The organism is Bacillus sp. DC4300-2b2, from assembly GCF_049895685.1.
GTDB lineage: Bacteria > Bacillota > Bacilli > Bacillales > Bacillaceae > Bacillus > Bacillus safensis.
In genome coordinates, this window is the sequence record NZ_JAFCSW010000001.1 from 462527 (window position 1) to 488404 (window position 25878).

Below are 25878 nucleotides of genomic sequence, written 5' to 3' on the forward strand. Positions count from 1 at the left end.
CTCTCTTAACTTTGCATAATAGTCTACTAATCTCTTTATCGACAAAAACAAGTACTCTTTCAAGTCATTTATGCAATAGAAAAATAGAGGACCCCCTCGAAGTCCTCTTTGCCTTATATATGCGACACAATCAGTTCACAAGATCCTTCAATTGAGAAGCTTCCTGTTTCAGCCGGCAGAATAAAATGAGCGCCCTTTGGCAGTGGATATGTGTTTCCGTCATGCTCTAAAGACCCTTCTCCTTTAATCACACTGCATAGCAAAAACGGATAATCCTGCGCAAGCTCTACTTTTTGATCAATTTCCCATTTATACACAGAGAAATATTCTGCTTCGACAAATGTACGTATGGTAACTCCCTGGCGTGTTTCAACTGATTCATCTGCATAACCGTCTACATGAGGAACCGTTGTGACATCAATGGCTTGCGCAAAATGAAGTTCACGTTCGTTGCCATCCTGGTCTTTTCGTTCATAATCATATACGCGATAGGTTGTATCTGAGCTTTGCTGCGTTTCAAGGACAAGTGTTCCTTCGCAAAGCGCATGAATGGTACCGCTTGGCACATAATAAAAATCACCAGGCTTAATCTTCACCCGCCGCAAAAGACCTTCCCAATCTCCGCTATTCATCATGGTGACAAGCTCAGTTCTTGTTCTTGCATTGTGCCCATAGATCATTTCCGCTCCTTCTTTGCAGTCAATGATATACCAGCACTCTGTTTTTCCAAGCTCGCCATTTTCATGTCTTTCCGCATAATCATCATCTGGATGAACTTGTACGGACAAGTCTTGGTTTGCATCTAAAATTTTGGTTAAAAGCGGGAAGCGATCGCCTTCTATCCCCCCGAACAATTCTCTATGATTGTCCCAAAGTTCGATCAGCGTTTTCCCTTTATATGGACCGTCTTGCACGACACTTGGTCCGTTTGGATGAGCAGAAATTGCCCAGCATTCTCCCGTTTGATCAGAAGGAATATCATAGCCAAATTGATCCCTTAAGGCTGTACCTCCCCATATTCTCTCCTTCAATTCAGGCAGTAAAAAAATTGGTGACTGCTTCATTCAGGATGACTCCTCCCTTTGCTACCCTTTGATAATCCTTGCCTAGCTTGATGAAAACTAGTAAGTCTCAACTTTTATTATGACGCTATCTAAAGAGAAGTCAATCCTTTCAGTACACCGAATGAAAACGATAACACAAAAATTGTTTTACCCTTTGACAGAGCCTGCAAGAAGCCCTTTGACAAAGTATTTTCCAAGAAGAATATAGACGAGTAGTGTCGGCAGCGCAGCCAATATCGCTCCTGCCATTTGGACGTTCCATTGCACAATTTGACTGCCTGATAGATTTTGCAAGGCAACCATCACCGGCTGATGCTCCGCAGTGGTCATCGTGACTGCAAATAAGAATTCATTCCACACATTTGTGAACTGCCAAATGGCGACCACAACAAATCCTGTGATCGAAAGCGGAAGAATCATATGTCTGAAAATCCCGATAAAACCTGCGCCATCCATTTTCGCCGATTCAATCATTTCATCTGGGATGCTCACATAGAAATTTCGGAACATGAGTGTTGTGATCGGAAGTCCGTACACGACATGGACAAGCACAAGCCCTGGAATTGAATTATACAATCCGACTTCACGCAAAAATTGAATAAGTGGAATTAGAATACTTTGATATGGAATAAACATCCCAAACAGCATCAGCGTAAAGACGACTTCTGATCCTTTGAAACGCCATTTTGATAGGACATAGCCATTCATTGCACCTAATACAGCTGACAATAAAGTAGCAGGAATGACTAGATAAAGAGAATTCATTAAATTGGGTGCCAGCTTTTCAAACGCGATTTGATAGCTTGAAAAATCGATGGTAGATGGCAGCGACCACATTCGCTCAAGGGTGACTTCACCTAATGGCTTCAAGCTAGTGACGAGCATGACATAAACTGGCATCAAAAAAAATAGACTGCACAAAATCAATAAAGCATAAAGAACTGGACGGACAAACTGTCTGGCTGTCATGATGAAGCCCCCTTCCGGCTCGACAGGAGGTATGGCACAATAAAGACCGCAACAGAGATCAGCATGACAATCGCAATGGCGGCACCGCCTGCATAATGGTTTCCTCTAAAGGTCATTTCAAACATATACACGCCCGGGACATCCGTGACAAAGTTCGCACCCGGTCCTGTCATCGAGTAAATCAAATCGAAAATCTTTAATGAAATATGAGCCATGATGATGACAACACTTGCAGTAATCGGTTTTAAAAGAGGAAAAATGATTTTCCAGTAAATCTGCCACTCCGTTGCACCATCCATTCTAGCAGCCTCTCTTACTTCCTCTGGAATTCCTCGGAGACCCGCCAAATACATCGCCAGAGAGAAGCCTGTCATTTGCCAAACAGCTGCAATCACGACGGCAATCATGGCCGCAGGTACACCAAACTCAATTTTTCCCCAAACAAATCCGGCTAAAATATTCGTATCCGTGTACCATTTAGGCTGGATACCGAGCGTTTTCAAAAATAAATTCACCCCTGTTGACGGGTTTAAAATCCATTGCCAAACAACCCCTGTGACAACAAAGGAAAGGGCCATCGGAAAGAAGAATAAATTCCGAAAAAGAGATTCCCCCTTGATCTTCTGATCTAGTAAAATTGCAAGTGCAAGACCAGAGACAATGACAGCCCCAATAAAAAATAGAGTAAAAAAGACCGTGTTTCGAAGATCTGACTGAAAGCGGAAATCTTGAAACAGCATGGCATAATTGCGAAGACCTGCGAATGAGAAATCAGGAACAAGCGTGGTCCAGTTTGATAATGACACATATCCTGTCCAGCCAATAAAGCCGTAAACAAAGATGAATAATAAAATCGCTGAAGGGGCTAAAAAGAGCAGCGCCAGCAGCTGGTCTCCATTCCATTTTTTCCGCATACGTTTGACCTTGGGCATAGATGTTTTTGTCATCGGCGATGTGTCCATGCGCATGAAGCTACACTCCTTTTAAAAAAGAGGCGGTGCCTAGCCGCCGCCTCTTTCGTCTTTATTTCATTGCATCTTTTAAAGATGAAACAAACTGGCTGCTGTCTTTTTGTGTCACGAAGATATTGACGGCTTGATTCGCTTTTGTCACAAACCCTTCTTCAGCAGCTGAGCCATGAGCAAGAGACGGCGCCAGCTTTGACTCTTTAAATGCCTTCATCGCCGATTTTCCGTATTCATCATATTTTGATACGTCTGCATCCACACGTGCTGGAATCGATCCTTTTAGCGGATTAAATGCATCCTGTCCTTCCACAGATCCTAAAACAGATAAGAATTTCTTCACGTTTTCTGGCTGTTTCACACCCTTTGGCAGTCCGAATGTATCGGTGATCACCATAAAGCTTCCTTCCGTTCCAGGAGTCGCCGTGAATCCAAAGTCTTGATTCACCTTCAAATCAAGATCATTCACAAAGTACCCCTTCGCCCAGTCACCCATGACATTCATTGCTGCTTCCCCTTTTGCCACGAGCTGTGAGGCATCCTGCCAGTTACGTGAGCTGTGATCATCATTGACGTATTCGAGCATCCGTCCAAAGATGTCTGCCGCTTCCTTCACTTTCGGGTCATCCATTTTCATGTCGCCATCCCAAAGTTTTTGATAACCATCTGCCCCTAATACACCCAGCAACACACTTTCAAACAAATGAGTCGCTGCCCAAGGCTCCTTATCTCCAAGTGCAAGTGGTGTGATCCCTTTTTTCTTTAATGCATCTGCTGTTTTGAAAAATTCATCAAATGTTGTTGGCGGCTCTAAGCCTGCATCATCAAATACCTTTTTGTTATACCAAAGCACATTGCCCCTGTGAATGTTCACTGGCACGGAATAGATTTTTCCATCTTTGCTGACAAGATCAATCAGTGATTTTGGAAATTTGTCTTTCCAGCCTTCTTTTTCATATAAATCATTCAGCGGCTCCATTTTGCCTGCCGCGACCCAGCTCTCATTCAGCTCCGCCCCGCCATGCACTTGAAACGTAGCAGGCGGATCATTCCCCTGCATACGGCTAGTCAGAACAGCCTTTGCATTCGTACCAGCACCACCTGCGACGGCTGCATTTTCAATTGGAATGTCTTTATTCTTCTCTTCAAACAATTGGATGAGTGCCTTCAGCCCGTCTTCCTCACCCGCTCCTGTCCACCAAGAGAAAATTTCGAGCTTTTCCGTTCCGCCTTCTTTTTTTGCCTCTGAGTTCGTCGATGAACTGCAAGCAGTGACGATAAGCATACAGAGTGCCAGCAGTGTAAAGCCTAATTTGACCTTCATTATTGATCCCCCATCCCTATTTTGTAAGCGTTATCAAAATAAGTATAATGGCAGATCCTTGCTTTTTTTCAGGCAAACTTCTTCACTTTTTTATGAAATTCTTCATTTTTTTACGGCCTGTTTTCGATATTCCTTCGGTGAACAGCCGACCATCTTCTTAAACACACGGCTGACGTAATTAGGATCTGTATATCCTGCCTGATAGGTAATTTCTTTTAAGCTAAGCGAGCTGTCTTTGAGGAGCTTTTTGATTTTATCCAGTCGGCAGGTTGTCACATACTCTTTAAATGTCAGACCCGTCTCGTCTTTAAATCGTTTTGTGAAATAGGTTGGACTTAAATCAACATAAGCGGCTGTTTGCTCAAGTGTGATCTGTTCACAATAATGCGTTTTGATGTAACGTTTTGCCCGCTCAATGTCATTGATGGTCTGGGTTCTCGCTTCATACACGTCAAATAGGTGTTCACAGCACTGACGGCATTCAGCTGCGGTGCTGATTGTCAATATCGATAGATCTGTACGGAGACGTGATTTGAAGAGAATCAGCAGTTCCTTTACTTGTGAAATCGTCGCCCCCTCTAATTGAAAGGCATCAAATAAAGCCAGCGCATCCTCTCTTCTCCCTTCCTCGAGCGCCTGCATCATGCTGTCTGCAAGCTCCGGCAGATGAATCAATGGATCGGGCTTTATGTCTGTTTGGTAAAAGCCATAACGAACAACGCCACCACTCTTTTTTCGCTGATAATAGGAAAGCTTCGCCTCTGCTGCACTTTTCTGAAGATGAAGCGGGTTTGAGACTGGGTGCCCTATGCCAACGACAGGTGAAGGCTGACCGTTTGTCATGGCAGCTCGAATGGCTTGCAGCAACTCTGCCTTAAGCTGACCTGGTCCTTGCTGACTATAAATGAAGCATGTAAACAGTTCACCCCCCATCTGAATCGGCACCGTATGAAATTGTGCAGATTTCAGTAAATCGTTCAACAGCTGATCCCCGCCCGTCCGCTGCACCGCGATGATAAGACCTGCTTCATATTCGGAAAATAGTTGTTGAAACTCCATGGAGGTATAGGATTGGCCGTTCATGATATGGGCTTCAAGCCACTTTGACTGCTGATCGGCCGCTGCCGCCTGCCTCTGAGACGCCTCCAGCTTTATTTCTGCTGCTACAAATCGAATGGCTGCGATAGTTTCGTCTTTGTCAGCTGGTTTGACCAGGTATTGTTTCACCCCTTCCTGCATCGCTTGCTTGGCGTAATCGAATGTATCGTAGGCTGTCAGCATAACGAATTTTGTATGAGGACTGCTTGCTTTGATCTGTTTGATCGCCGTCAGTCCATCCATGCCAGGCATCTGGATATCCATGAGCACAAGATGAATGGGCTCAGATCGCACGAATTCAACCGCCTTCTTTCCATTTTCCGCTTCTCCTGCTATATGACACTCTGGAAACCATTCGGTTAAGAATTTCCGCATCGCTAGTCGTTCTAATTTTTCATCATCAACAATCAGCACGTTCAGCATGCCGATCCCTCCTTCATCGGAATAGCCAATTGTATGGTGGTGCCTTCGTTTGGCTTTGAATCAATTTGAAGGGCATCCTGTACCCCGTAAAACAAACGCAGTCTTGACATCACATTTCGAAGACCAATTCCTGTCGAGTGGCCTTTACTCAGTATGTTCGGATCTTCCTCTTCTTTTTCTGACAGCAATCTTCTTTTCTCCAATTCATTGATGCCCATCCCATTGTCCCGAATCCGAATCATCACATAGCCGCCTTCTTGATAGATTGAGAGCTCGACAAGTCCCTCTTCCTCCTTTGGTTCGACGCCATGAATGAAGGCATTTTCGACAAGCGGCTGTAAGGTGAGACTTGGGATATGTACAGATAAACATGATTCATCAATGGACGTTTTGCATGTAATACGATCGGCAAACCTCGTTTCTTGTATATGAAAATACTCTTTCACCACTTTCACTTCTTGTTCCAATGTAACGGATGTACTCAGAGCAGACAGCGAATACCGCATCAGCGTGGAAACAGATTGAATCAACCTCGATGTCGCTTCCGCTGATTCTAAGTAAGCCATCCGCGAAACGATGTTTAATGTGTTAAATAAAAAATGGGGGTTCATTTGGTTTTGCAGCGTTTTTAGCTTCATGTCTTTGATTTTTTGATCCAATGCTGCCTTTTGTTTGATCTCTTCAATCATCATTTTCATCTCTTGCCGCATTCGCTGAAAGGCTTCATTTAAAACAGAAATTTCATCCTTTGAGGTGACATGCAAATTCGATCCATCAAAATTTCCTTCTGATACTTCTTTTACGCTTCGGGACAGATGAACGATGGGTCTTGATATCCCGCCAGCAATCATATAAGCCATCAATAATGCGACCCCGATTGATAACGTAAACAGACACAAGGTAAAGAGCGCATAGGTTTGATGTCTTTTTTGAAGAGATTGATAGAGTACTTGATATTCAGATAATTCATCATCAAGCAGGGTCATCGTCTGCTCTTGTATATAGGAGGAGACGGTTCTCACTTCCTTCACACTTGCAGCATATTCTTCGATTTTCCCTTCTTTTACATGTGTCATGGTTGCATCACTTTCATTGATGAGCGTCCATATCATATATTGATATTTTTCAATAGAAGGAATCGCAGCATGAAGCCCGGCATCCTTTCGCAGCGCTTGATCGTAGGATTTCATTTTCTGTTTTGACGTAATGTATTCTTTGGCAAACTTCCGATCCTTTTCAATGGCATAGGCATTGACTTTTTCATACATCGTTTTCGCTTCTGTCGATATATCATTGAGCAGCAGAAAAGAACGGAAGCTCCTGCTATATTCTGATGTGATTTTTGAACTGCTCCAGTAGACAAAAAAAGCAGCTACGTTGCCAAGAAGCACAAGGGTTAAAAATGCCAATAACAGCTTACTTCGAATCTTTCTCATGGCTGCATCCCCTGCTTTCTGTCTGTTTGCTGAAGGGGCAGATCCCCGCGCCGGATCACACTCGTTCCCGTGTACTGAAGAGGTTCTTCTTTTTCACCTTTTTGCAAACGAACAAGCGATTCAACCGCTTGATAGCCCATTTCATAAGGATGCTGCACGACCACGGCATCAATCGTTCCATCATCAAGCGCCTGAATCGTATCAGGCAATGTGTCAAATGCAAGCACATAAAAATCAGTGGATGATTGGTACTGTGCGATTGCTTGAATGATGCCTGCACCATCTAATGCACTTGTGCCATAAAATGCGGTGAGCTTCGCATGATCGTTTAATAGTTTATAAGCTGCACCTGAGGCCCCTGACTTCGTAATGGCTGATTCTTCTATTCCAGCAATATGAATGCGTTTTTCAGCAGAGACGGCATCTCGAAAGCCCTTGACGCGCAGCTTTTGATGAATGGCATCCAGCCTGCCTGTGACAATTCCTACATACTGTTCACCTTTCGTATCTGCTATGAGTGCTTGCCCTGCGATAAAGCCTGAATAGTAATTGTCCGTTCCTACATACACTTGACGCTTGCTCCCTTCTGCATCTGTATCGACGGTGACGACATCAATTCCTTTTTCCCTCGCCTTCTGAAAAAGCGGTTTGTATTTTTTCGCATCAAGTCCCTGCGTCATAATGCCATCAACATGCCCAGCGATCGCCATATCAATGGTTTTCAGATGATCGTCTACATCCGCTTGCTTTGGGCCTAAATATTCTAGATACACGTGATGAACGTCTGCCGCATCAGCAGCTCCCTTTTGTACAAGCTGCCAATATTCGTTATCAAGTTCCTCCGGTACAAGAACAAAATGATATTGATACGTTGGCGCCTCTTTATCGGAAGCGCTTTCAACTTTAAGTAAATCTTGACCTAATAACGTTAAAAAGATGACAGAGACCACACAAAATGTGAGAAATGCGCCTATTCCGATCCACTTAGATAATTTCACCTTATCCTCCTCCTTTTCACTATTTCCGCATAAAAAAAAGAGCTGCTTATAAGCATACTCTCTCGACCTCTATAATTCCTTTGTCATAAATAAACTGTTTGGATCTTCTTGATATGTATCAAAAGGCGGACAATACTGAAATCCAGCGCTCTCATATAATTTTCTTGCTGGTTCAAAGAAAGCCATTGCCCCTGTCTCTAAGCTGACTCGTGAATAGCCACGCCGTTTTGCCTCTTGGAGAAGATGATTCAGCATATACCTCGCTACACCTTTTCGCATATGGAGGGCTGCGGTTCTCATCGATTTGATTTCCCCATGTTCACTTGACAGCTCCTTTAACGCTCCGCAGCCAAGAAGCTCCTCTCCATCTCGCACACTCCACACGGTGACATCCTGCTTTTTTAAATCAGTTAATGGAAGGGCATGAATGCTTTCTGGCGGCGAATGCTTCTTCATTTCTTCTAGATGTGCAGTAATCAGCTGATCAATTCGTCCATCCGTAAGTTCATCTTGTAGAATATACATTTCCATCACTCCTTCCAGATTATTGTACGTGAAGAGTTGAATGGTTATCTGCTGTTATGTCAGATAAACGAACAAACAACTGGCATCTATGAGCCAATTGTTTGTTCGTTTTACAAGTATTTATGAGGAAAGAACGGCTTGTAATTCCTCTGCTGTACTGTTTTCAAGCTGACTTCCGACACCGACAGCCACCGCGCCTGCTTGAAGCCACTTCGGAACATCAGCTGGATGAATGCCGCCCGTAGGAATAAATTCAATCTCTGGAAATGGACCTTGCAGGTTTTTCATATAGGATAAACCGAAGGAGCCGCTTGGGAAAAGCTTGAGCAAGCCGTAGCCATTTGCTTTCGCCTGCATGATTTCACTCGGGGTGAGAACCCCTGGTACATAGAGTGTGTCGTAAAATGAGAGATGTTCTCCAATCATAGGAAGATATCCTGGACTGACGATAAACTGTGAGCCTGCCTCAACAGCTGATTGTGCCTGCTCCAGTGTCGTAATCGTTCCCGCTCCTACAACGAGGTCTTGCTCCTGTTGAAAGGATGCGATAATGCGTTCAGCATTTGGCGTGGTATACGTCACTTCAATGGCACGGACCCCTTTTTTCTTTAAACGCTCAATCATTTCAATGCCTTCTGTTTCACTACCCGCTCTCACCACTGCGATCAATTTACAAGACGCGAGCTGCTTTTTAACGTTCAAACTTGCTGACTTTCCCATATCTCTCATCCCCTTTCATGTAATCCCGCCTTTGATATCGCTTGGCTTCTTTCATAAAAGCTTGAAGCTCCTCTCGGGTAGGCAGTCCATCCTTATCGCCAGGAGACATCACTGCAAGTGCCCCAACCGCATTGCCTCTTGTCACGGATTTTTCATCTGATAAGCCGTCAAGCAAGCCGCTGATAACCCCCACTGCAAATCCATCACCAGCTCCGACTGTATCTACGACATCCTGCACATAAAATCCATTCACAACTCCTTGTCCGGCTGCACTTTTATAAAAGGCACCTTCTGCCCCTAGCTTAATGACCACTAGCTTGACGCCTTTTTGCAAATAAACATCTGCAATCTCTTCTGGCTCGTGACAATCCGTGAGTCTTTGTCCTTCTGCAAGCCCTGGAAAAAGCCAATCCACTTGCGAAGCGATATGATTCACCGTCTGAATCATATCTTCCTCTTCTTCCCATAGCTGAAGTCGAAGATTTGGATCAAATGAAATGGTTTTGCCCGCTGCTTTCATTTCTTGAAGAGCACAAAAAGAAAACGCTCTCATTTCACTGGATAATGCAGGCGGAATACCTGTCATATGGAGGTGTCCTGCCTGTTTGAAATAGCTGGCGGGAAAGTCGCTTGGACTCATTGTGCTCGCAGCAGAGCCTTTACGATAATACGTGACGTCAGGGTCTCCATCCATCACTTTTGATTTAAGTAAAATCCCTGTTTGAGCCCCATCATTTGAACGGATCACTGCACTTGTATCGACCCCTTCTTTTTGAAGCTCTTCTAAAATAAATGTGCCAAGTGAATCTGCTCCGACTTTGCTCATCCATCCCACATCAAAACCTAGCCTCGCCAAACCCACTGCCACGTTACTTTCGGCACCAGCAAGCGCCTTTTGAAATGTATGCACTTGATGAAGCTCTCCGGCTTCTTTTGCGTAAAACATCGCCATTGATTCCCCAAATGTGACCGCATCCAATGCTTTCACTCATTTCTCCCCTCTCTTGGTATCGGTTTCAAATTAGTTGAAAAAGAGAGAGCATGCACGTATGTATACTCTTCTCTGTCTGTCGTTTATAAAGATTTTCTTACGATGATTTCTCCATCAAGCTGAATGGTTTGGGGCGCACTTTCATCCCCTTCAAGCCTAGTCTTGATTTTTTGCATTGCGGCTTTCCCCATTTCATGAGATGGCTGGGCAACCGTTGTGATTCCAGGCCCAATCAGCTTATACCATTCTGTATCATCAAATCCTGCGATGCCTATATCTTCTGGAATCTTTAATCCGAGTTCTACAAGCTCACTGATCAGCTTCAGCATAAGTAATCCATTGGCTGCTAAAATCGCTTTTTTCTGTTGGTTTGATTGTACAAAACGGACAAGCTCTTCTCGCAATTGTTCCTTTTGCTTCAAATCAATTTCTGCAGTGAGCGGCTTCTTATGTTTACTCATAGCTGTCTGCTCATATGCTTCTTTTCGTTCTTCACGAGGACTGATCCCATCGACCGGCTCAGTAAAGAAAGCGATGTGCTCATAGCCTTTCTCATACATTTGTTGAAGCAACCGGATCGTGATATCACGGTTATTCGTTGTCACTGTGTCGACTTTTAGTTCAGGTAACTTCCGGTCAACAAGGACAATCGGTACACCGTTTTTCTTAAAATCCTGCAGAATGTCATTGTTATGGCCTGTCGCATTGATGATGAGCCCTTCAATATAATGCGCATTCAACTTGAGGAGCATTTCTCGTTCTTTTTCTGGACGGTTATCTGTGTTGCACACCATGATGCTGTATCCATATTCATCACAAATTTCTTCGACACCGCGAAGTGTCGCTACAGAGAATGGATTCGTAATGTCGGCTACAATAAACCCAATGACCTTGCTTTTTCTTACTTTCAAACCTTGGGCAAGCTGACTCGGACGATAATGCAGTTCCTCAATGGCTTTTTTAATTTTTTTGACCTTTTCAGTAGAAATTTCATTTGTTCTGCCATTGATATATCTGGATACAGTTGATTTTGAAACACCTGCATAAGCGGCCACTTCGTTGATGGTCACTTTCGTTTGCTTTTTCTCTTTCATTCAAAAAACTCCCACAATCAATGTCTTCTCATTTGTTTCGAAACCGATTTCAAATAACTTAAAAAGAGCATATCATAATTTCTTGAATTCCAGAAGATTTTTTTGCTTGAAGATGGAAAAAATCTTCTAAATAAACAAAAAGAAAGCGATTTCGAAATAACGGTTGACGGCACTCTCCTTTTCCTCTAAAATTTTCCTTGAAACCGATACCAAATAAAATACCCATACTTTGTTTCAAATGGAAAGGGAGGCTTATTTCAAATGGAAAATCGTTATGCTGTACACCCTGAGCAGGTCAAACGTTTTACAACAGAGGAACTTCGTCGTCATTTTCATATTCCTACACTATTCGTCAGCGGTGAATTAAAGCTCTACTATTCGCATGAGGATCGCGTGGTGATTGGCGGAGTCAAGCCGGCAGCAGAGCCGCTCAAATTAGATGCCGGAGACTTTTTACGTACGGAATATTTCCTTGAAAGACGAGAGATCGGCATTGTAAATGTCGGCGGTCAAGGAACGGTCACTGTCGATGGTGAAGCCTTTGTACTGGAGCACAAAGATTTCTTATATATTGGGCTTGGACACGAAGATGTACAGTTTGCTAGTTCATCAGGCGAAGAGGCCAAGTTCTATCTTGTATCAGCCACGGCTCATCAAGCGTACCCTACACAAAAAGCAGCCATCGCTGAATTAACACCGAATCACTTAGGAGAAGCGTCTGCTTCAAACGTACGAAACCTGTATCAAGTCATCCACGCAAACGGCATCCAAAGCTGTCAGCTCATGATGGGAATCACTCAGCTGGAAACCAATAACACGTGGAATACGATGCCCGCTCATATTCATGATCGGCGTATGGAAGTGTACTTATATCTTGATATCGAAGAAGATGCTCGTGTCTTTCATTTTATGGGAGAGCCATCTGAAACAAGACATCTCGTTGTCGCAAATGAGGAAGCGGTCATTTCTCCTGCCTGGTCCATTCATTCAGGCTCGGGTACAGCGAATTATTCATTTATTTGGGCGATGGCGGGCGAGAACTATACGTTCAAAGATATGGACTTTGTCCCAATGGACCAGCTGAGGTAATGTGATGACAACAGCATCCTATGTAGCGTCCCTCTTTTCTCTTGAAGGCAAAACAGCCCTTGTGACAGGTCCAGGAACCGGCATTGGGCAGGGCATTGCTGTGGCGCTTGCCCGGTCAGGCGCAGATATCATCGGCACATACCATCACACACCGCTTGAGGAAACGAAAGCGCTTGTCGAACAGGCAGGCCGCTCGTTTCATGCGGTTCAGGTTGACTTTTCCGATCCTCAAACGGCAAAGCAGGCTGTCGATGCCATGTTAAAAAAGCATACGATCGATATTTTAATCAATAATGCTGGAACCATTAAAAGAGAGCAGGTCGCTCATTATTCAGAGGAAGATTGGCATACGGTCATGGATGTGAATATCAATAGTCTCTTTTTCCTCACTCAAAGGGTTGGACAGCAGATGCTGAAAAATGGGCAAGGGAAAATCGTCAATATCGCCTCCCTTCTATCGTTTCAAGGCGGCGTCTTTGTCCCTGCTTATACAGCGAGTAAGCATGCTGTCGCGGGGCTGACGAAAGCTTTTGCAAACGAATGGGCGAATCAGCATATTCAGGTGAATGCGATCGCTCCTGGTTACATCGCGACCAATAACACGCAAGCCATTCGAGACGATGAAAATCGAAATGAAGAGATCCTCAAACGGATCCCCGCCGGGCGCTGGGGTAAGCCTGAGGATCTAGCCGGCGCTGCTGTTTTCCTTAGCTCACCAGCCTCTGATTATATGAACGGTCATATTTTAGCTGTTGATGGCGGCTGGCTTGCGAGATAAACAGGCGAGAGAATTCCTATTTTGAGGGATTCTCTTTTTTTCTATTTGCATAATTCTCCTCCTTCCGAGTCACTCTATAAAAAAACATGACATGAGGGGTGAGGTATTATGAAAAGTCGTATTGAACAAGATATAGCGTCCGTCATCAAGCGTGTCAAAAGCTTTGCCGGGAAAAGTGATGATATCGTGTTCCACTCATTTTCATTTGGCCCTTCTGCTATCTCTGCATGTCTCATGTACGTTGAAGGACTCACAGAATTTGAGATGCTTTCCAAGCAAATCATTTCACCCATGCAAAAGGAATTGGATATCAACGAGGTTGATTCTAGTACGCTTCCGGCCCTGTCTAAAACGTTCTTTGGCATCCAAAATGATGTGCTGGAGGATATGAACCTTGCCATCGAGCAATTATATAGCGGCAGGGCTATTTTATTTGTAGATGGAGCGGCTCAAGCACTTGCGCTCCAAACGAACCTTTTTCAATTTAGAGAAGTAGAAGAGCCGCAATCGGAAGTCCTTGTAAGAGGGCCGCGGATCGGTTTTATTGAAAATCTTGAAAAAAACACGGCTTTAATCCGTGAGCGGGCAAACGACCCTAACCTTGTCATTCAAAAGGTAAATGTAGGTACTCGCAATAAAAAGTCTGCTGCCCTTGTGTACGTTCGTGATATTGTTGATCCCAAATTAGTAGAAGATGTTCTATCACGCATGACCGAAATCAAAATGGATGACATCCCTGAAACCGGCTATATTGAACAGCTGATTGAGGATAGCCATATCTCCATTTTTCCGCAGATTCAAAATACAGAACGTCCTGACAGGGTGATCGCATCCGTGCTTGAAGGCAAAGTCTCCATTTTGCTCGACGGCACACCTTTTGCCCTCATCATGCCTATGACACTTACAGCCTTGATGCAATCACCGGAGGATTATTACCAAAGATGGACAAGTGCAACTCTATTACGCCTGCTACGTTATTTTGCCGTACTGTTAACGATTTTTTTACCAGGGCTCTACATCGCTCTTGTCTCTTATCACCCCGGCTTATTACCAACACGGATGGCAATCACCATCGCAGGCAGTCGGCAAAATGTTCCGTTCCCTCCTGTTGTCGAAGCCATTCTCATGTCATTTACGATAGAGCTGCTGCGGGAAGCTGGTCTTCGTCTTCCTAGGGCTATTGGACAAACAATTGGACTCATTGGCGGCGTGATTATTGGTCAGGCGGCTGTCCAAGCTAATATCGTCAGCGCGTTAATGGTGATTATCGTGTCGCTGACCGCCTTGGCTGATTTCACTGCCCCGTCCTATGACTTTAGTTTCCCGCTACGCATCTTGCGGTTTATGGCCATTTTCAGTTCAGCGATGTTTGGTTTATATGGCTTAATCATGTGTTATTTATTTGTTCTTTGTCACCTGATGCAATTAAAGACCTTTGGTTTTGACTATTTCACACCTGTTTTGTCTTCACCGTTTTCAGATTTAAAGGATACGTACGTACGTTTGCCAATTGGGCTATTTAAATCGAGACCGAAAACGGCAAAAATAAAAAATCTCAAAAGACAAGGAGATTAAACGATGTACAGAGCTGAGAAGCTATCATTGTTACAAGTCACCATTCTGTGCAGCTCTACAATGATAGGCGCTGGAATTTTAACCATTCCACGCAGTTCTGCCAATTCAGGGTATCCTGATGGCTGGATCATTGTATTAATACAGGGAGCCATCTTTGCTTTCGTTGCTTTTTTGTTAGGATGGATTGCTGAAAAGAATGCACCGGACACCATTTTTGAGTCAAATACTAAAGGAGCCGGTGCAATCTTTGGCACGTTCTTTAATTTAATGCTGATTGCCTATTTACTAGGCATTGTCGGCTTTGAAGCGCGTGTTCTCGGGGAGGTTGTTCAGTTTTTCCTGTTGCAATCGACTCCCATGGCAGTGATTGTGATGATTTTTCTTCTTGTGGCGATCTATCCTTTGAAAAGTGGTATCTTTCCTATAGTGAAAATGGTGACATACATATATCCGATGACGATGATCATTTATATTGGGCTTATGCTGTTTAGTTTGAAAATATTCGATTTTGATTACTTACGCCCGGTGATGGCGCACGGGTTTAAAGATTTCAGTAATTTGTTCTCTCAAACATTTATTCAATTTACAGGCTTTGAGGTCATTTTGTTTGTTGTACCACTCATTTATAAAGACAAATGGTCGAAGGCGAAATGGGCCGCTGCGATCGGGGTCGGAATTACCTCACTTATCTACTCTCTCACGCTCTTTATTGTGATTGGTTCCATGACCGTTGGAGAAACGAAATCCCTCACCTGGCCCACTGTCTCACTCATTCAAGCACTAGAACTTGAAGGGGTCTTCATTGAACGATTTGATATTTTTTTACTGACGATCTGGACTTGCCAGCAGTTCATTTGTATGCTTGGCTTTTTCCAATTTGCGATTAAAGGCTGTCACACGGTCTTTAAGACAACCAGTATTACGAGACTGCTATGGCTGCTGTTTTTAATTACCTCTGCACTCTCCCTTTTTCCGAAAAATATCAATGAAGTCTTTTACTACTCTACTTTACTCGGCTACTCATTGTTCGCGGTTTTAGCCATTCCTTTTATTACAGCTGTTCTGTTGATGATACGTAAAAAATGGGGAGGTCGTTCTGCATGAGAAGAAGGCGTTTGTTGTTATTTTTTTTGTCCTGCTGTCTTTTCCTTCTATCAGCAGGGTGCTGGGATTTAAAGGATATTGAAAAATTATCATTTGTACGCGGCGTTGGCATTGACGAGGAAGAGGAGCAAGGAGTCAAGCTCACCTACCAAAACCTGGTTCCGAAGATGGGTGGGACACAAGAGGCTGATTCTCCTGGCCATGTGAATGTCGTCTCAAAAGGGAAAAATGTGCTGGAGGCTGTCAGTAATGTCGCCTTAAAGGACCCGCCGATCTATAGTGATCATCTAAAAATTTTCTTGTTCGGCAAAAATCAGGCAGAGCATCACGATATTCAAGGAACGCTCAACCACTTTATACGAGATGATGAGGTTCGGCGAAGCAGCTACCTTCTCGTGTCACGAGATGATGCGTCAAAAGTGATCAACCAAAAATTGAAATCACAGCAAAAGGTTCCGGTTGAACATATCTTTGAAACATCCAAAAACCGAAGCTTTAACGGAAAGATTTTGCTGCCAACCCGTATTGGCCGGGCATCTGATTACTTCCAGATGGGTGCTAGCTTCCTTGTCCAAAGTGTAGATGCGATAGACGGTGAACTGATTTATGATGGAGCAGGAATCATTGATGGAAAAACACGAAAGCTGATCGGCTTCATCCCTGCGAAGGATGTCCAATCTTTAAATTGGGTGATGGACCGAATTTCAGGCGGCGTTGTACCTGCCACCTACAAAGACTTTCCGATCACGTATGAAATTAAGAAATCAAAAACCAAGATTGAACCCTATCTGAAGGATGGACATATTTCCTTTAAAATTAATGTCAACACCCAAGGAAAGCTCTCAGAGGATCAGTACCCTGCAGAAAATTCATACGATGAGCAGTACATCAAAAGATATGAGCTTCTTTTTGCGAATAAAATCAAACAGCGAATTCAAAAAGCAGTCCATCATGTGCAAAAAGAGGTGGGCGTTGATCCCATATTTTTAAGCCGGCAGTTTCGTATTAAATACCCTGACTATTGGGAAAAGCATCGAAACGAATGGGATACGCTCTTTCAAGAAGCGGATATCGAATATGATGTCAAAGTCAGCATTTTAAACTTTGGGGCAGAAGGCGCAACAAAAAGCTTCAAATGGTAATGCAAAAGGCGGTTATCTCGAAGGGGAGCCGCCTTTTTTACGCACGACAATTAAAAGCTGATATAGGGTCACTTGATCAGACAACGCTTTTGTTTGAAAGCCAAGTGACGCTCCTACTCTCGCCACCTCGTCAAAAAACAATTGGACGTTCTGATCAATCTGAACATTGATGCGCTGCTCGATCACCCGTTCAAACAAATGGTTTGGGAAAAGCGCACGCATCGTGTTTGGTGTGAAGAACCTCAGATGGGTTCGGTCTAAAATCCCTACATCTTGATACGTAAAATCCCCTGTCATTAACGGGAGAAGCACCTCCGCATGCATCATGTTTGGCAGGCAGCAAATGATCACGCCGCCCAGTTTTAAAGATGCGTGCGCTTGTTCAATGATGTTCCAAGGATCTGACACATGCTCTAAAACATCAGAAAAAATGATGGCATCAAAAAAGGCCTCTTTCTCTAACCATGGGTACTCATCCGCTTTTGCCTCGATGACTTCTTCGTAATATGCCTTTGCGATTGCTGCTTTTAATGGATCGGCCTCTACCCCGTACATGTCAACAGACTGCCGATTCATTAGTTCAAGCCCTGTGGCTCCTGCGCCGCACCCAACATCCAGCACGTGTGTAGCGTCCTCAGGGAGTAATTCCGCAAAATAAGGATGAGGGGTGATCAAATTTAGATCTATGCCCCACTTATCTAAAAATCGAAGTCTGTTCTCAGTAAACAGTGTAGAGATGTTCGTTTCTTGATTGGCATTGAAGGTAGCATGACCATGATGATGCACAAAGGAATCATGCACAATTTGCAGCTGATACCCTTTCAGTAATGAACGTAAGCATAAATCGTCATCCTCAAATGATCCATATACGAACCGCTCATCAAATAACCCCACATCCTCGATCATCTTTCTTTTCACGAGCAAGCAAAACCCCACAAGCCGGTGCACATAAGTTCTCTGCCCTTTTCTCTTAGACGTATACTCCTTAGCAAAGGCTGGGAGCTCCTTCACATCTGTATATGATGGCTGGACCATCTGAGGGCCGCTCACATAATTGGAGACTGGCCCCACCATCCCAATCTGTTCTGATGCGAATAACGCCTCTTTTAATGGAGAAAGCCAATTTTCCGTCACGATCGTATCATTATTTAAAAAGAGAATGCTATCTCCTGAAGCTTTTTTTGCCCCTTGATTACATCCTTTTGCAAAACCTTGATTCTCTTCATTATCAATGAAAATCACATCTTCCAGCTCTCTTACATATTCCTTCGTGCCGTCAGTTGACGCATTATCGACGATGATGAGTTCATATTGGTCACTGCTCGTATGCTTTTTAATGCTGTCAATACATGTTTTCGTTAAGTGCAGTTCGTTGTATGTCAGCATAACAATGCTTGTTTTCCCTTTCATCTCATTTCCACCTTTCGCCCTCCTGTTCCATATGTATGTGATAGGCAGCACGTTCAGAAGATGTGGGAATGTCCTTTCTTGATTAAACGTTTGTTTAACATAGAAAAACCAGCTGCACGCAGCAGCTGGCCATTGTTCACACCGTTTTCCCTTCGTCACTTGCGACGACACGATTTCTCTTTTTTAAATCTCCTTCAATTTCTTCAAGACTTTTCCCCTTCGTTTCGGTCACCAAGTATCTCACAAATAAGAAGGCGCCTACGCCGATGACCGCATAGATGAGGAAGAGATTACTGATACCAATTGCGCTTAATAAAGCTGGGAATGTAAGCGAGATGATTAAATTTCCTGTATGAAGGAGGAAGGTCGAGACACCCGTACCGATTCCTCGGACATGTACGGGGAACAGCTCTGGGAGCATCACCCAAACGACTGGACCCCAGCTGACAGCAAAGATGACGATAAAGAGACCTAAACAAATAACGGTTGTCCATCCTGCAGCTGTTGACCCTTCGAAAAATCTGTTGACCACTGACAGGACAATTAAACTAAGGACCATTCCTGCATTCCCGAATAGGAGCAGCGCTTTACGTCCTACACGGTCAATGATTTTGATGGCGACAAACGTCATAATGACATTCACTGCACCAATTCCGACAGTTCCTAAAATCGCCGCAGAATTCCCAAAGCCAACACTTGTGAATGTTTTTGGTGCATAGTAAATGATCGTATTTGTACCGATAAACTGCTGCAGAAAGGCAAGGCCCACACCGGCAATCAATGCTGGGCGTACCCAAGGCTCAAATAATTCCTTAAAACCGCCTTTTTCTTCACTTTCCGCCTTTTGAATATCTGAAATTTCTTCTTCCACTTCTTGCTTACTTTTTCTGAGTTTAGATAGTACCTCCTTCGCACGGTCAGCCTGTCCGTGGACAAACAGCCAGCGGGGACTTTCCGGCATAAACAAAATCCCACACAATAAAAGAACAGAAGGAACAACCGCAATTCCAAGCATCAAACGCCATGCCTCTGCATCCGCTAAAGCGTAGTTCACAATATAGGCAAGAAGAATACCAAATGTGATCATGAGCTGATTTAAAGAGGACAGTGCCCCTCGTGATTCCTTTGGCGCAAGTTCAGATAAATATAATGGAACAATCGTTGTCGAGCACCCGACAGCAAGCCCTAGTACAATTCGGAATAAGACCATCACTTCCGTATTCGGGGCAAGAGCTGTACCAAATCCACCGATAATAAACAAAATAGCTGCGGCGATGATAGCTTTTTTCCGACCAAATTGGTCTGTTAGCTTTCCAGAAAGAGAGGAACCCAGCATAGCCCCGATTAAAATCGAACTGACGACAAGCCCCTCTGTAAATGCGTTTAAACCTAAATCCTCTTTCATAAATAAGATGGCGCCAGAGATGACACCTGTATCATAGCCATATAAAGCACCGCCAAGGGCGCCGAAGAAATAAAGCCATCCATTCCGATTTTTCATGTTTATAACCCCACTTTTGTCTCTGTACTCTATGAAAAGTCATTTTCCTCACTTCCTGTCATTTCAAACATTTCGATGTTTTATGACAAATATATTTCATTTGTATATCTTTGAAACTTTTTACGTGAAGCAAACGTCAATTAAGCGTTAGTGAAAAAAATGTCGCACTATATCCCGTTTTAAGGTATATTTGTTTTAGTTTGTAAACATAAAGAAGGACATATTTACTATAAAATCATAGCGAGGGTTTAAAATATATGGATCAATCACGAAGTAAACGCAAAGGGAAAAAGCGTTTAAAACCATGGGTGAAAGTCACACTTTTTATAATTAGTATTCTTTTACTAACAACTGCTTCAGTCACAGGCTATGCCTACTATAAAATAACAAATGCTGCTAAAAAGGCTCAAGTATCTCTTGATCGCGGCGCACAATCTGTGAAACGGATTGAAGCATTCGATCCAGGAAAAGACAGCTTTTCTGTCTTGCTGCTTGGAATTGACAGCAGACCGGGCGAAACAGTGAAACAAGCACGAAGCGATGCAATGGTGTTGGCAACCATTAACCGCACAAATAAAACCGTTAAATTATTAAGCATTCCTAGGGACTCATACGTTAATATTCCTGGCCACGGTTTTGATAAAATTACTCACGCACACGCATTTGGCGGTGCAGATTTAACAGTAAGTACAGTTGAAGATTTACTAGATATTCCGGTCGATTTTGTCATCCAAAGTAATTTTGTAGCATTTAAAGAAATCGTCAATGAATTAAACGGTGTGTCTATTAACATCAAGGATGATTACCTTGTGAAACAGATTAAAAAAGATACAAAAGGCAAGGTTGTGCTTCAAACGGGAACTCATACACTAGATGGTGATCAAGCGCTCGCATATGTGAGAACAAGAAAAGCAGATAGTGACTTAATGCGTGGACAGCGTCAAATGGAAGTATTAAAAGCCATTTTTGATAAATCAAAATCATTAACATCTATTCCGTCATACGACAATATCATTGATACACTCGGTGATAATGTGTCAACGACCCTTTCTATGAAGGAGTTAGTCGGTCTTTTCCCACTTCTGACTTCATTAAAATCAGTGGATACCATTCAGCTTAAAGGATCTGATTACCAGCCAAACGGGGTCTATTATTACCAATTGGATCAAAACCAACTGAACGAAGTGAAGACTGAATTGAAAAAGCAGCTTGAATTATCATAAATAGAAGCGTCCCTTTGGGGCGCTTTTAGATTATTGACAAAGGGATAAAATGATGTTTATTTTAGCCCCTTTGTCTTCTTTTCAGCGTGATAGAAAACCTTTTCAGCCCTAGGAAGGGCGAGCACCGGAACAGAGCGAATTTGAGATTCGTGAGTACCGGAGCGCAGACCTGACACCGAATGCGAGGGTTTGTCTACACGCTGGAAGCGTCCCTAAGGGGCGCTTTTTCTTATTTCCTTGATCATTCGCTCATTTTTGTTTAGCCTTGATAGTGAGGAATCAACCATCCTTTTTTTATGAGAATGAAGGAAATCGTACATACTTTGAAGAGGCTATTGCATGAATGAAGGAGGATTTGACAGCGATGAAAAAAATGATTGCGATTGATCTAGACGGTACACTTTTAAATACAAAAAGTGAAATATCCGCTCAAAACCGAGAGGCATTGATTCGTGCGAGGGAAGCTGGATATATTGTGACCATCTGTACAGGGCGGGCAACTTTTGATGTAAAGGAGCTGCTTGGCGATTTGGACCTCCCCATTATTGCGGCAAACGGCGGGACTGTCCATACAGAAGGATACGAGCTCTTCAGCCGAATCACATTGGACCAAGAAGCGGGCAAACGGGCTGCTAAGGCATTAGTGGAACGAAACATTTACTTTGAAGTCTATACGGACGATGCTCTCCTCTCCCCTTACGATGGAAAAGAGAAGCTGAAAGCAGAATTTGATCTGATCGAAAGCGCAAACCCAAATGAGGATCTCGCTGATCTATGGGAGGGAGCCATGACGCAATTTAAACAATTTGGCATCAAACCAGTGGATGATATCCGTCAGATTTTTGAGTCGAATGAGCCGACCTATAAATTACTCTGCTTCTCGTTTGATATGAACAAACTGACCGAAGCACGAAATCTTTTGGCAGACATGCCCGAGCTTTCATTGACCTCGTCTGGAAAACATATTATTGAGGTGCTGCCAAAAGAGTCTGGAAAAGGACATGCCCTGAAAAAGCTCGCAGCCCATTATGGTGTAGACCGCTCACATATTTATGCAATTGGTGACAGCCCAAACGACCTTTCTATGTTTGAAGAATCAGGCCACCGCATTGCAATGGGGAATGCGGTTGATGTCATTAAAGAAAAGAGCACTTACATCACAAAAGGGAATCATGAAGATGGTGTCGCTTATTTTATTGATCTTCTTTTACAAAATCAATTCCATGAAAAAAAGACGCTTGTCTGATCAGCGCCTAGAGAGAAGTCCAGAAGTCCGATACAAGTATTGATCGGGCTTTTTCTTTATTTTTTGATCCTAACAGCCGTTTCATATTTGTCCTTCCAGTACGTACTTGTTTTCATATTGGTTAAGACAACACCGTTTGAGACAGTCACATGAATGACTTGATTTGATCCTGCATAAATTGCTGGCATCAAAGATGTCCCGCTGAAGAAGACAAGATCTCCCGGCTGAAGCTCAGAACGTTTCACAGGCGTACCTGCTTTGACTTGACCTGATGCATAGCGGGGCAACTCAATGCCAAGCACTTCTTGATACACGTACTGTGTGAACCCTGCTGTATCAAATCCTTGCTTTGGGTTCGTACCGCCTTTGACATAAGGAACTTCGCCAATATACGTAGCGGCTTTTGATACGATAGGGTCCTCTTTCGAAAGCTCCTGATCTGTTAATCGTTTCGCACCTGTCCATTTTTCACGCCAATACGATTCAGACAAATAAGAAATTGTCACACTTTCAGAACGGCTCGCATGAATAAAGCGGTCGCCTCCAATATACATACCTACATGAGAAATTCCTGGCTTATATGTGTTGCTAAAAAAGACAAAATCCCCAGGGCGAATATTGTCTAATGCCACTTTTTCTCCAACGCTCCACTGCTGTTCAGCACTTCGAGGTAAATAAATTCCAAGTGATTTTTCAAATAAATACTGTAAAAAACCTGAGCAATCAAATCCAGTCTTTGGATCTGCTCCTCCAAATACATAAGGAATTCCTAAATAGGTCATCGCATCTTTCACAAGAGGGTCATCAGAAATTTCTTGTGTGCCGGGCAGGCGTTTGACCGTATAAAGCCGGTCTGTCCAATATTTACTTTTGCTGACATCCGTTTTCACCACACCTTGACTAAGCGTGATGTGGATGACCTGATCGTTCCCAGCGTACAACGCCACATGTGTTGGGATATCCTTCGTTTCTTCAAGACTTCGGAAAAACACAAGATCACCTGGCTGCGCTTTATCCCATGATACCTTTTTTCCAATCTGATATTGGTCAATTACCTTCCGTGGCAAATCAAATGTTTCGGATGTCTTGTACACATATTGAATAAAACCAGATGCATCAAAGCCCGTTTTAGGATCGGTTCCTCCTTTATGATAAGGTGTTCCAATCAGCTTTTCCGCTTGTTCCAAAAGAGATGGTGTTTGAGCAGATACTGCTGATTGGGACATGAACATCAGCCCTACGAGTGCACAACCTCCAATCAGCATTCCTTTCCATTTCATGATCCTTTCCCTCCTATCTTCTATAGTTTCGGCATGACACCTTTCATTTTACACCCTTTTTCGACAAAAAAAGAGCACGCGATGTGCGTGCCCTTTATCCTATTTAGGTTATTTACCTGCTTCCGCTTTTGACTGCTTTTGCTGTTCAATTTTCTGCATTTCAACAGAAATCTTTTGTTTCTCGTGATCTGTCAGACTGTCACTAAATTTAAAAGCAGACATAAAGACAAAGACTAAAATTAACGCAACAAACGGCCAAATTGCTTTTAGGAATTTCATTTCTTCTCTTTCCCTCCGTTTTCTTTTAAGTTTTTAACTTTATCAGCGTGATCTACTTCAAAGAAAATGTGTCCGTCTTTTTCTTTCCAATCCGCATTCGTTCCATTGGTCAGCATACGGATAATGGCTTTTGATTCAAGAGATCCTGCTTTTACTGGGGCAGGTGTTGCTTCTTTAATGTACATTGGGACAACTTCAAATGTCGCTTTTCCATCTTCATTCAGATGATACTGAACAAGTGCAGAATCACGTGTTCTTGACCAGCCTTGGTCAAAGATAAAGTTGCCTAGGCTATAGAAAATCGCCGTTCCATTATAAACTTCCATTGGTTCAAGGACGTGCGGGTGAGCACCGATAATGATATCGGCTCCGGCCTTAGACATCGCTCTTGCCAATTCTCTTTGTCTGTCGTTTACTTCATTGTTGTACTCCTGTCCCCAGTGAGCATGAACAACGACGATATCTGCCTTTTCAGCAGCCTGCGAAATCATCGGAATAAAGATAGATGGATCGGCTGGCAGAATACCCGCCTGGCGATTCGTTGCTTTGAAATCTTTCCCATACACATCTGTAAAACCAAGTGTAGCAATTTTGACACCATTTACTTCTTTGTACGAAATGTTCTGCTTCGCATCTTGGAGATTACGACCTGCACCTGTATAATCCATGCCAGCTTGTTCAAAGGCATTGATCGTGTTGTTCAGCCCTTTTTCACCATAGTCTGCCGCATGGTTATTCGCAAAGTTTAACACTGAGAAACTTAAATCCTTCAACGCTTGGACAGAATTTTCATCTGTTTTTAAATGAATATTCTTTTGGGCTGCCTGTTCTTTATCTGATGCGACTGGATGCTCAAAGTTGCCTGTCACATAATCTGACACATCAAAATATGGCTTCGCATAGCGAAAGAGATGCTGTTTTCCATAGCGGTCTGTTACTTTCTCTACGTTTCTTCCAAACATAATGTCACCGACGAACGAAGCGGTCAGGATGTTTTCTGGATTCTTTTGTACAGTTGGCACTTGTGCTTTCCCGATAAACGTAAATAGAAATGTACAAGCAATAACGATCGGTAAAGCAATTAGTACGTGTTTATTCGTCTTTTTCTTTTGATTCTTTGTGATTTTCAGCAGCTTTTCCTGAAAGCTCAATTTTTTATTCATCATTGGACACACCTTATCTTAAAATAGATAGTAAACATACATGATGGCAAATGTTGCACCACTTAGAAGTAACGTGCTTCCAAGGGTAATCGTAAGACCTTGCTTTTGAATTGTATTCGCAATCAATCCAGGGACGATGATTCCAATTCCGCGGAATTCTGCTATTTCAAATGGGACCACTGGATAGAAGAAATCAAATATCAGTTTTAAGGCAATCCCTGTAATCAGCATCGCAGCAAATTTTCTGCGTCCGTATAAAATCATAAATTTTGATAAGCCAAAACGAACGATCACATACGTAAGCAAGCTGACAGATAAGACGACTAAAATGAAGACTGGCTGGTTAAATACGAGCGCCAGATAACCCGGGACAACGAGTCCAGCTGGTACGATTCCTGTTTTTTCTGCAAAGATTAAACTAAGTAGAACACCTAAAATTAACGAGATATAAAGATCTGATCCGAACATTTTCTATATTTCC

General features: G+C 43.2%; 24 protein-coding genes. 7 read left to right on the forward strand and 17 right to left on the reverse strand.

Annotated features, from left to right (window positions below; translation table 11 throughout):
• Positions 1–113: 113 nt before the first annotated feature.
• The 11 genes from manA to ACP69X_RS02450 form a co-directional block, all read right to left on the reverse strand.
• A complete protein-coding gene (manA, locus tag ACP69X_RS02400) occupies positions 114–1064 on the reverse strand; it encodes a mannose-6-phosphate isomerase, class I (protein WP_041087977.1) in 951 nt (316 codons plus the stop codon).
• Positions 1065–1211: 147 nt separating this feature from the next.
• Positions 1212–2033, reverse strand: coding sequence for a carbohydrate ABC transporter permease (locus tag ACP69X_RS02405; RefSeq protein ID WP_041087976.1), 822 nt, complete (start codon positions 2031–2033; stop codon positions 1212–1214).
• Complete coding sequence (locus tag ACP69X_RS02410) at positions 2030–3001, reverse strand: carbohydrate ABC transporter permease (protein WP_175297114.1); 972 nt, start codon at positions 2999–3001, stop codon at positions 2030–2032. Before ACP69X_RS02410 ends, ACP69X_RS02405 begins: the two co-directional genes overlap by 4 nt.
• A gap of 55 nt (positions 3002–3056) precedes the next feature.
• On the reverse strand, positions 3057–4322 hold the full coding sequence (locus ACP69X_RS02415; RefSeq protein WP_073978902.1) for an ABC transporter substrate-binding protein: 1266 nt from the start codon (positions 4320–4322) through the stop codon (positions 3057–3059).
• Positions 4323–4424: 102 nt separating this feature from the next.
• Positions 4425–5843 carry a response regulator gene (locus tag ACP69X_RS02420; RefSeq protein ID WP_073978901.1) on the reverse strand — a complete coding sequence of 473 codons (1419 nt, stop codon included), beginning with the start codon at positions 5841–5843 and terminating at the stop codon, positions 4425–4427.
• Positions 5837–7279, reverse strand: a complete 1443-nt coding sequence (locus ACP69X_RS02425; RefSeq protein WP_426052388.1) for a histidine kinase — start codon at positions 7277–7279, stop codon at positions 5837–5839. The genes ACP69X_RS02420 and ACP69X_RS02425 overlap by 7 nt, the downstream gene beginning before the upstream one ends.
• Positions 7276–8277: a sugar-binding protein gene (locus tag ACP69X_RS02430; RefSeq protein ID WP_041087969.1), complete on the reverse strand. Its 1002-nt coding sequence runs from the start codon at positions 8275–8277 to the stop codon at positions 7276–7278. Before ACP69X_RS02430 ends, ACP69X_RS02425 begins: the two co-directional genes overlap by 4 nt.
• Before the next feature lie 69 nt (positions 8278–8346).
• Entirely contained in the window at positions 8347–8802 is a 456-nt protein-coding gene (locus ACP69X_RS02435; protein WP_041087967.1) for a GNAT family N-acetyltransferase, read from the reverse strand.
• A gap of 120 nt (positions 8803–8922) precedes the next feature.
• The gene (locus tag ACP69X_RS02440; protein ID WP_073978898.1) at positions 8923–9522 is read right to left on the reverse strand and encodes a bifunctional 4-hydroxy-2-oxoglutarate aldolase/2-dehydro-3-deoxy-phosphogluconate aldolase; all 600 of its coding nucleotides are present in this window, start codon (positions 9520–9522) and stop codon (positions 8923–8925) included.
• Complete coding sequence (locus tag ACP69X_RS02445; RefSeq protein ID WP_426052389.1) at positions 9494–10510, reverse strand: sugar kinase; 1017 nt, start codon at positions 10508–10510, stop codon at positions 9494–9496. The genes ACP69X_RS02440 and ACP69X_RS02445 overlap by 29 nt, the downstream gene beginning before the upstream one ends.
• Before the next feature lie 86 nt (positions 10511–10596).
• On the reverse strand, positions 10597–11607 hold the full coding sequence (locus ACP69X_RS02450; RefSeq protein WP_426052390.1) for a LacI family DNA-binding transcriptional regulator: 1011 nt from the start codon (positions 11605–11607) through the stop codon (positions 10597–10599).
• A gap of 261 nt (positions 11608–11868) precedes the next feature.
• Here ACP69X_RS02450 and kduI point away from each other — a divergent pair, with 261 nt between their 5' ends.
• From kduI to ACP69X_RS02475, 5 genes are all read left to right on the forward strand, one after another.
• Complete coding sequence (gene kduI, locus ACP69X_RS02455) at positions 11869–12696, forward strand: 5-dehydro-4-deoxy-D-glucuronate isomerase (protein ID WP_106030584.1); 828 nt, start codon at positions 11869–11871, stop codon at positions 12694–12696.
• 4 nt (positions 12697–12700) lie between these two features.
• Complete coding sequence (kduD, locus tag ACP69X_RS02460; protein WP_420086791.1) at positions 12701–13474, forward strand: 2-dehydro-3-deoxy-D-gluconate 5-dehydrogenase KduD; 774 nt, start codon at positions 12701–12703, stop codon at positions 13472–13474.
• 108 nt (positions 13475–13582) lie between these two features.
• Positions 13583–15049 carry a spore germination protein gene (locus ACP69X_RS02465; RefSeq protein WP_060597434.1) on the forward strand — a complete coding sequence of 489 codons (1467 nt, stop codon included), beginning with the start codon at positions 13583–13585 and terminating at the stop codon, positions 15047–15049.
• Positions 15050–15052: 3 nt separating this feature from the next.
• Entirely contained in the window at positions 15053–16153 is a 1101-nt protein-coding gene (locus tag ACP69X_RS02470) for a GerAB/ArcD/ProY family transporter (RefSeq protein WP_106072051.1), read from the forward strand.
• On the forward strand, positions 16150–17295 hold the full coding sequence (locus tag ACP69X_RS02475) for a Ger(x)C family spore germination protein (RefSeq protein ID WP_426052391.1): 1146 nt from the start codon (positions 16150–16152) through the stop codon (positions 17293–17295). Before ACP69X_RS02470 ends, ACP69X_RS02475 begins: the two co-directional genes overlap by 4 nt.
• 12 nt (positions 17296–17307) lie before the next feature.
• Here ACP69X_RS02475 and ACP69X_RS02480 read toward each other — a convergent pair whose 3' ends face one another.
• Both ACP69X_RS02480 and ACP69X_RS02485 read right to left on the reverse strand, forming a co-directional pair.
• Entirely contained in the window at positions 17308–18705 is a 1398-nt protein-coding gene (locus tag ACP69X_RS02480; RefSeq protein WP_426052392.1) for a glycosyltransferase, read from the reverse strand.
• Positions 18706–18841: 136 nt separating this feature from the next.
• On the reverse strand, positions 18842–20206 hold the full coding sequence (locus ACP69X_RS02485) for a sugar porter family MFS transporter (protein WP_041087948.1): 1365 nt from the start codon (positions 20204–20206) through the stop codon (positions 18842–18844).
• Positions 20207–20463: 257 nt separating this feature from the next.
• Here ACP69X_RS02485 and ACP69X_RS02490 point away from each other — a divergent pair, with 257 nt between their 5' ends.
• Both ACP69X_RS02490 and ACP69X_RS02495 read left to right on the forward strand, forming a co-directional pair.
• Complete coding sequence (locus ACP69X_RS02490) at positions 20464–21429, forward strand: LCP family protein (RefSeq protein ID WP_041087945.1); 966 nt, start codon at positions 20464–20466, stop codon at positions 21427–21429.
• A gap of 364 nt (positions 21430–21793) precedes the next feature.
• A complete protein-coding gene (locus ACP69X_RS02495; protein ID WP_175297113.1) occupies positions 21794–22675 on the forward strand; it encodes a Cof-type HAD-IIB family hydrolase in 882 nt (293 codons plus the stop codon).
• Positions 22676–22731: 56 nt separating this feature from the next.
• On the opposite strand, the gene ACP69X_RS02500 is transcribed toward ACP69X_RS02495, so the two are convergent.
• The 4 genes from ACP69X_RS02500 to pgsC all read right to left on the reverse strand — a co-directional run bounded on the left by ACP69X_RS02500 (position 22732) and on the right by pgsC (position 25865).
• The gene (locus ACP69X_RS02500) at positions 22732–23955 is read right to left on the reverse strand and encodes a C40 family peptidase (RefSeq protein ID WP_426052393.1); all 1224 of its coding nucleotides are present in this window, start codon (positions 23953–23955) and stop codon (positions 22732–22734) included.
• Positions 23956–24063: 108 nt separating this feature from the next.
• Positions 24064–24234, reverse strand: coding sequence for a hypothetical protein (locus tag ACP69X_RS02505; protein WP_175297112.1), 171 nt, complete (start codon positions 24232–24234; stop codon positions 24064–24066).
• Positions 24231–25397, reverse strand: a complete 1167-nt coding sequence (locus ACP69X_RS02510; RefSeq protein WP_041087939.1) for a CapA family protein — start codon at positions 25395–25397, stop codon at positions 24231–24233. The genes ACP69X_RS02505 and ACP69X_RS02510 overlap by 4 nt, the downstream gene beginning before the upstream one ends.
• Before the next feature lie 18 nt (positions 25398–25415).
• Positions 25416–25865: a poly-gamma-glutamate biosynthesis protein PgsC gene (pgsC, locus tag ACP69X_RS02515; protein WP_007497520.1), complete on the reverse strand. Its 450-nt coding sequence runs from the start codon at positions 25863–25865 to the stop codon at positions 25416–25418.
• Positions 25866–25878: the final 13 nt, after the last annotated feature.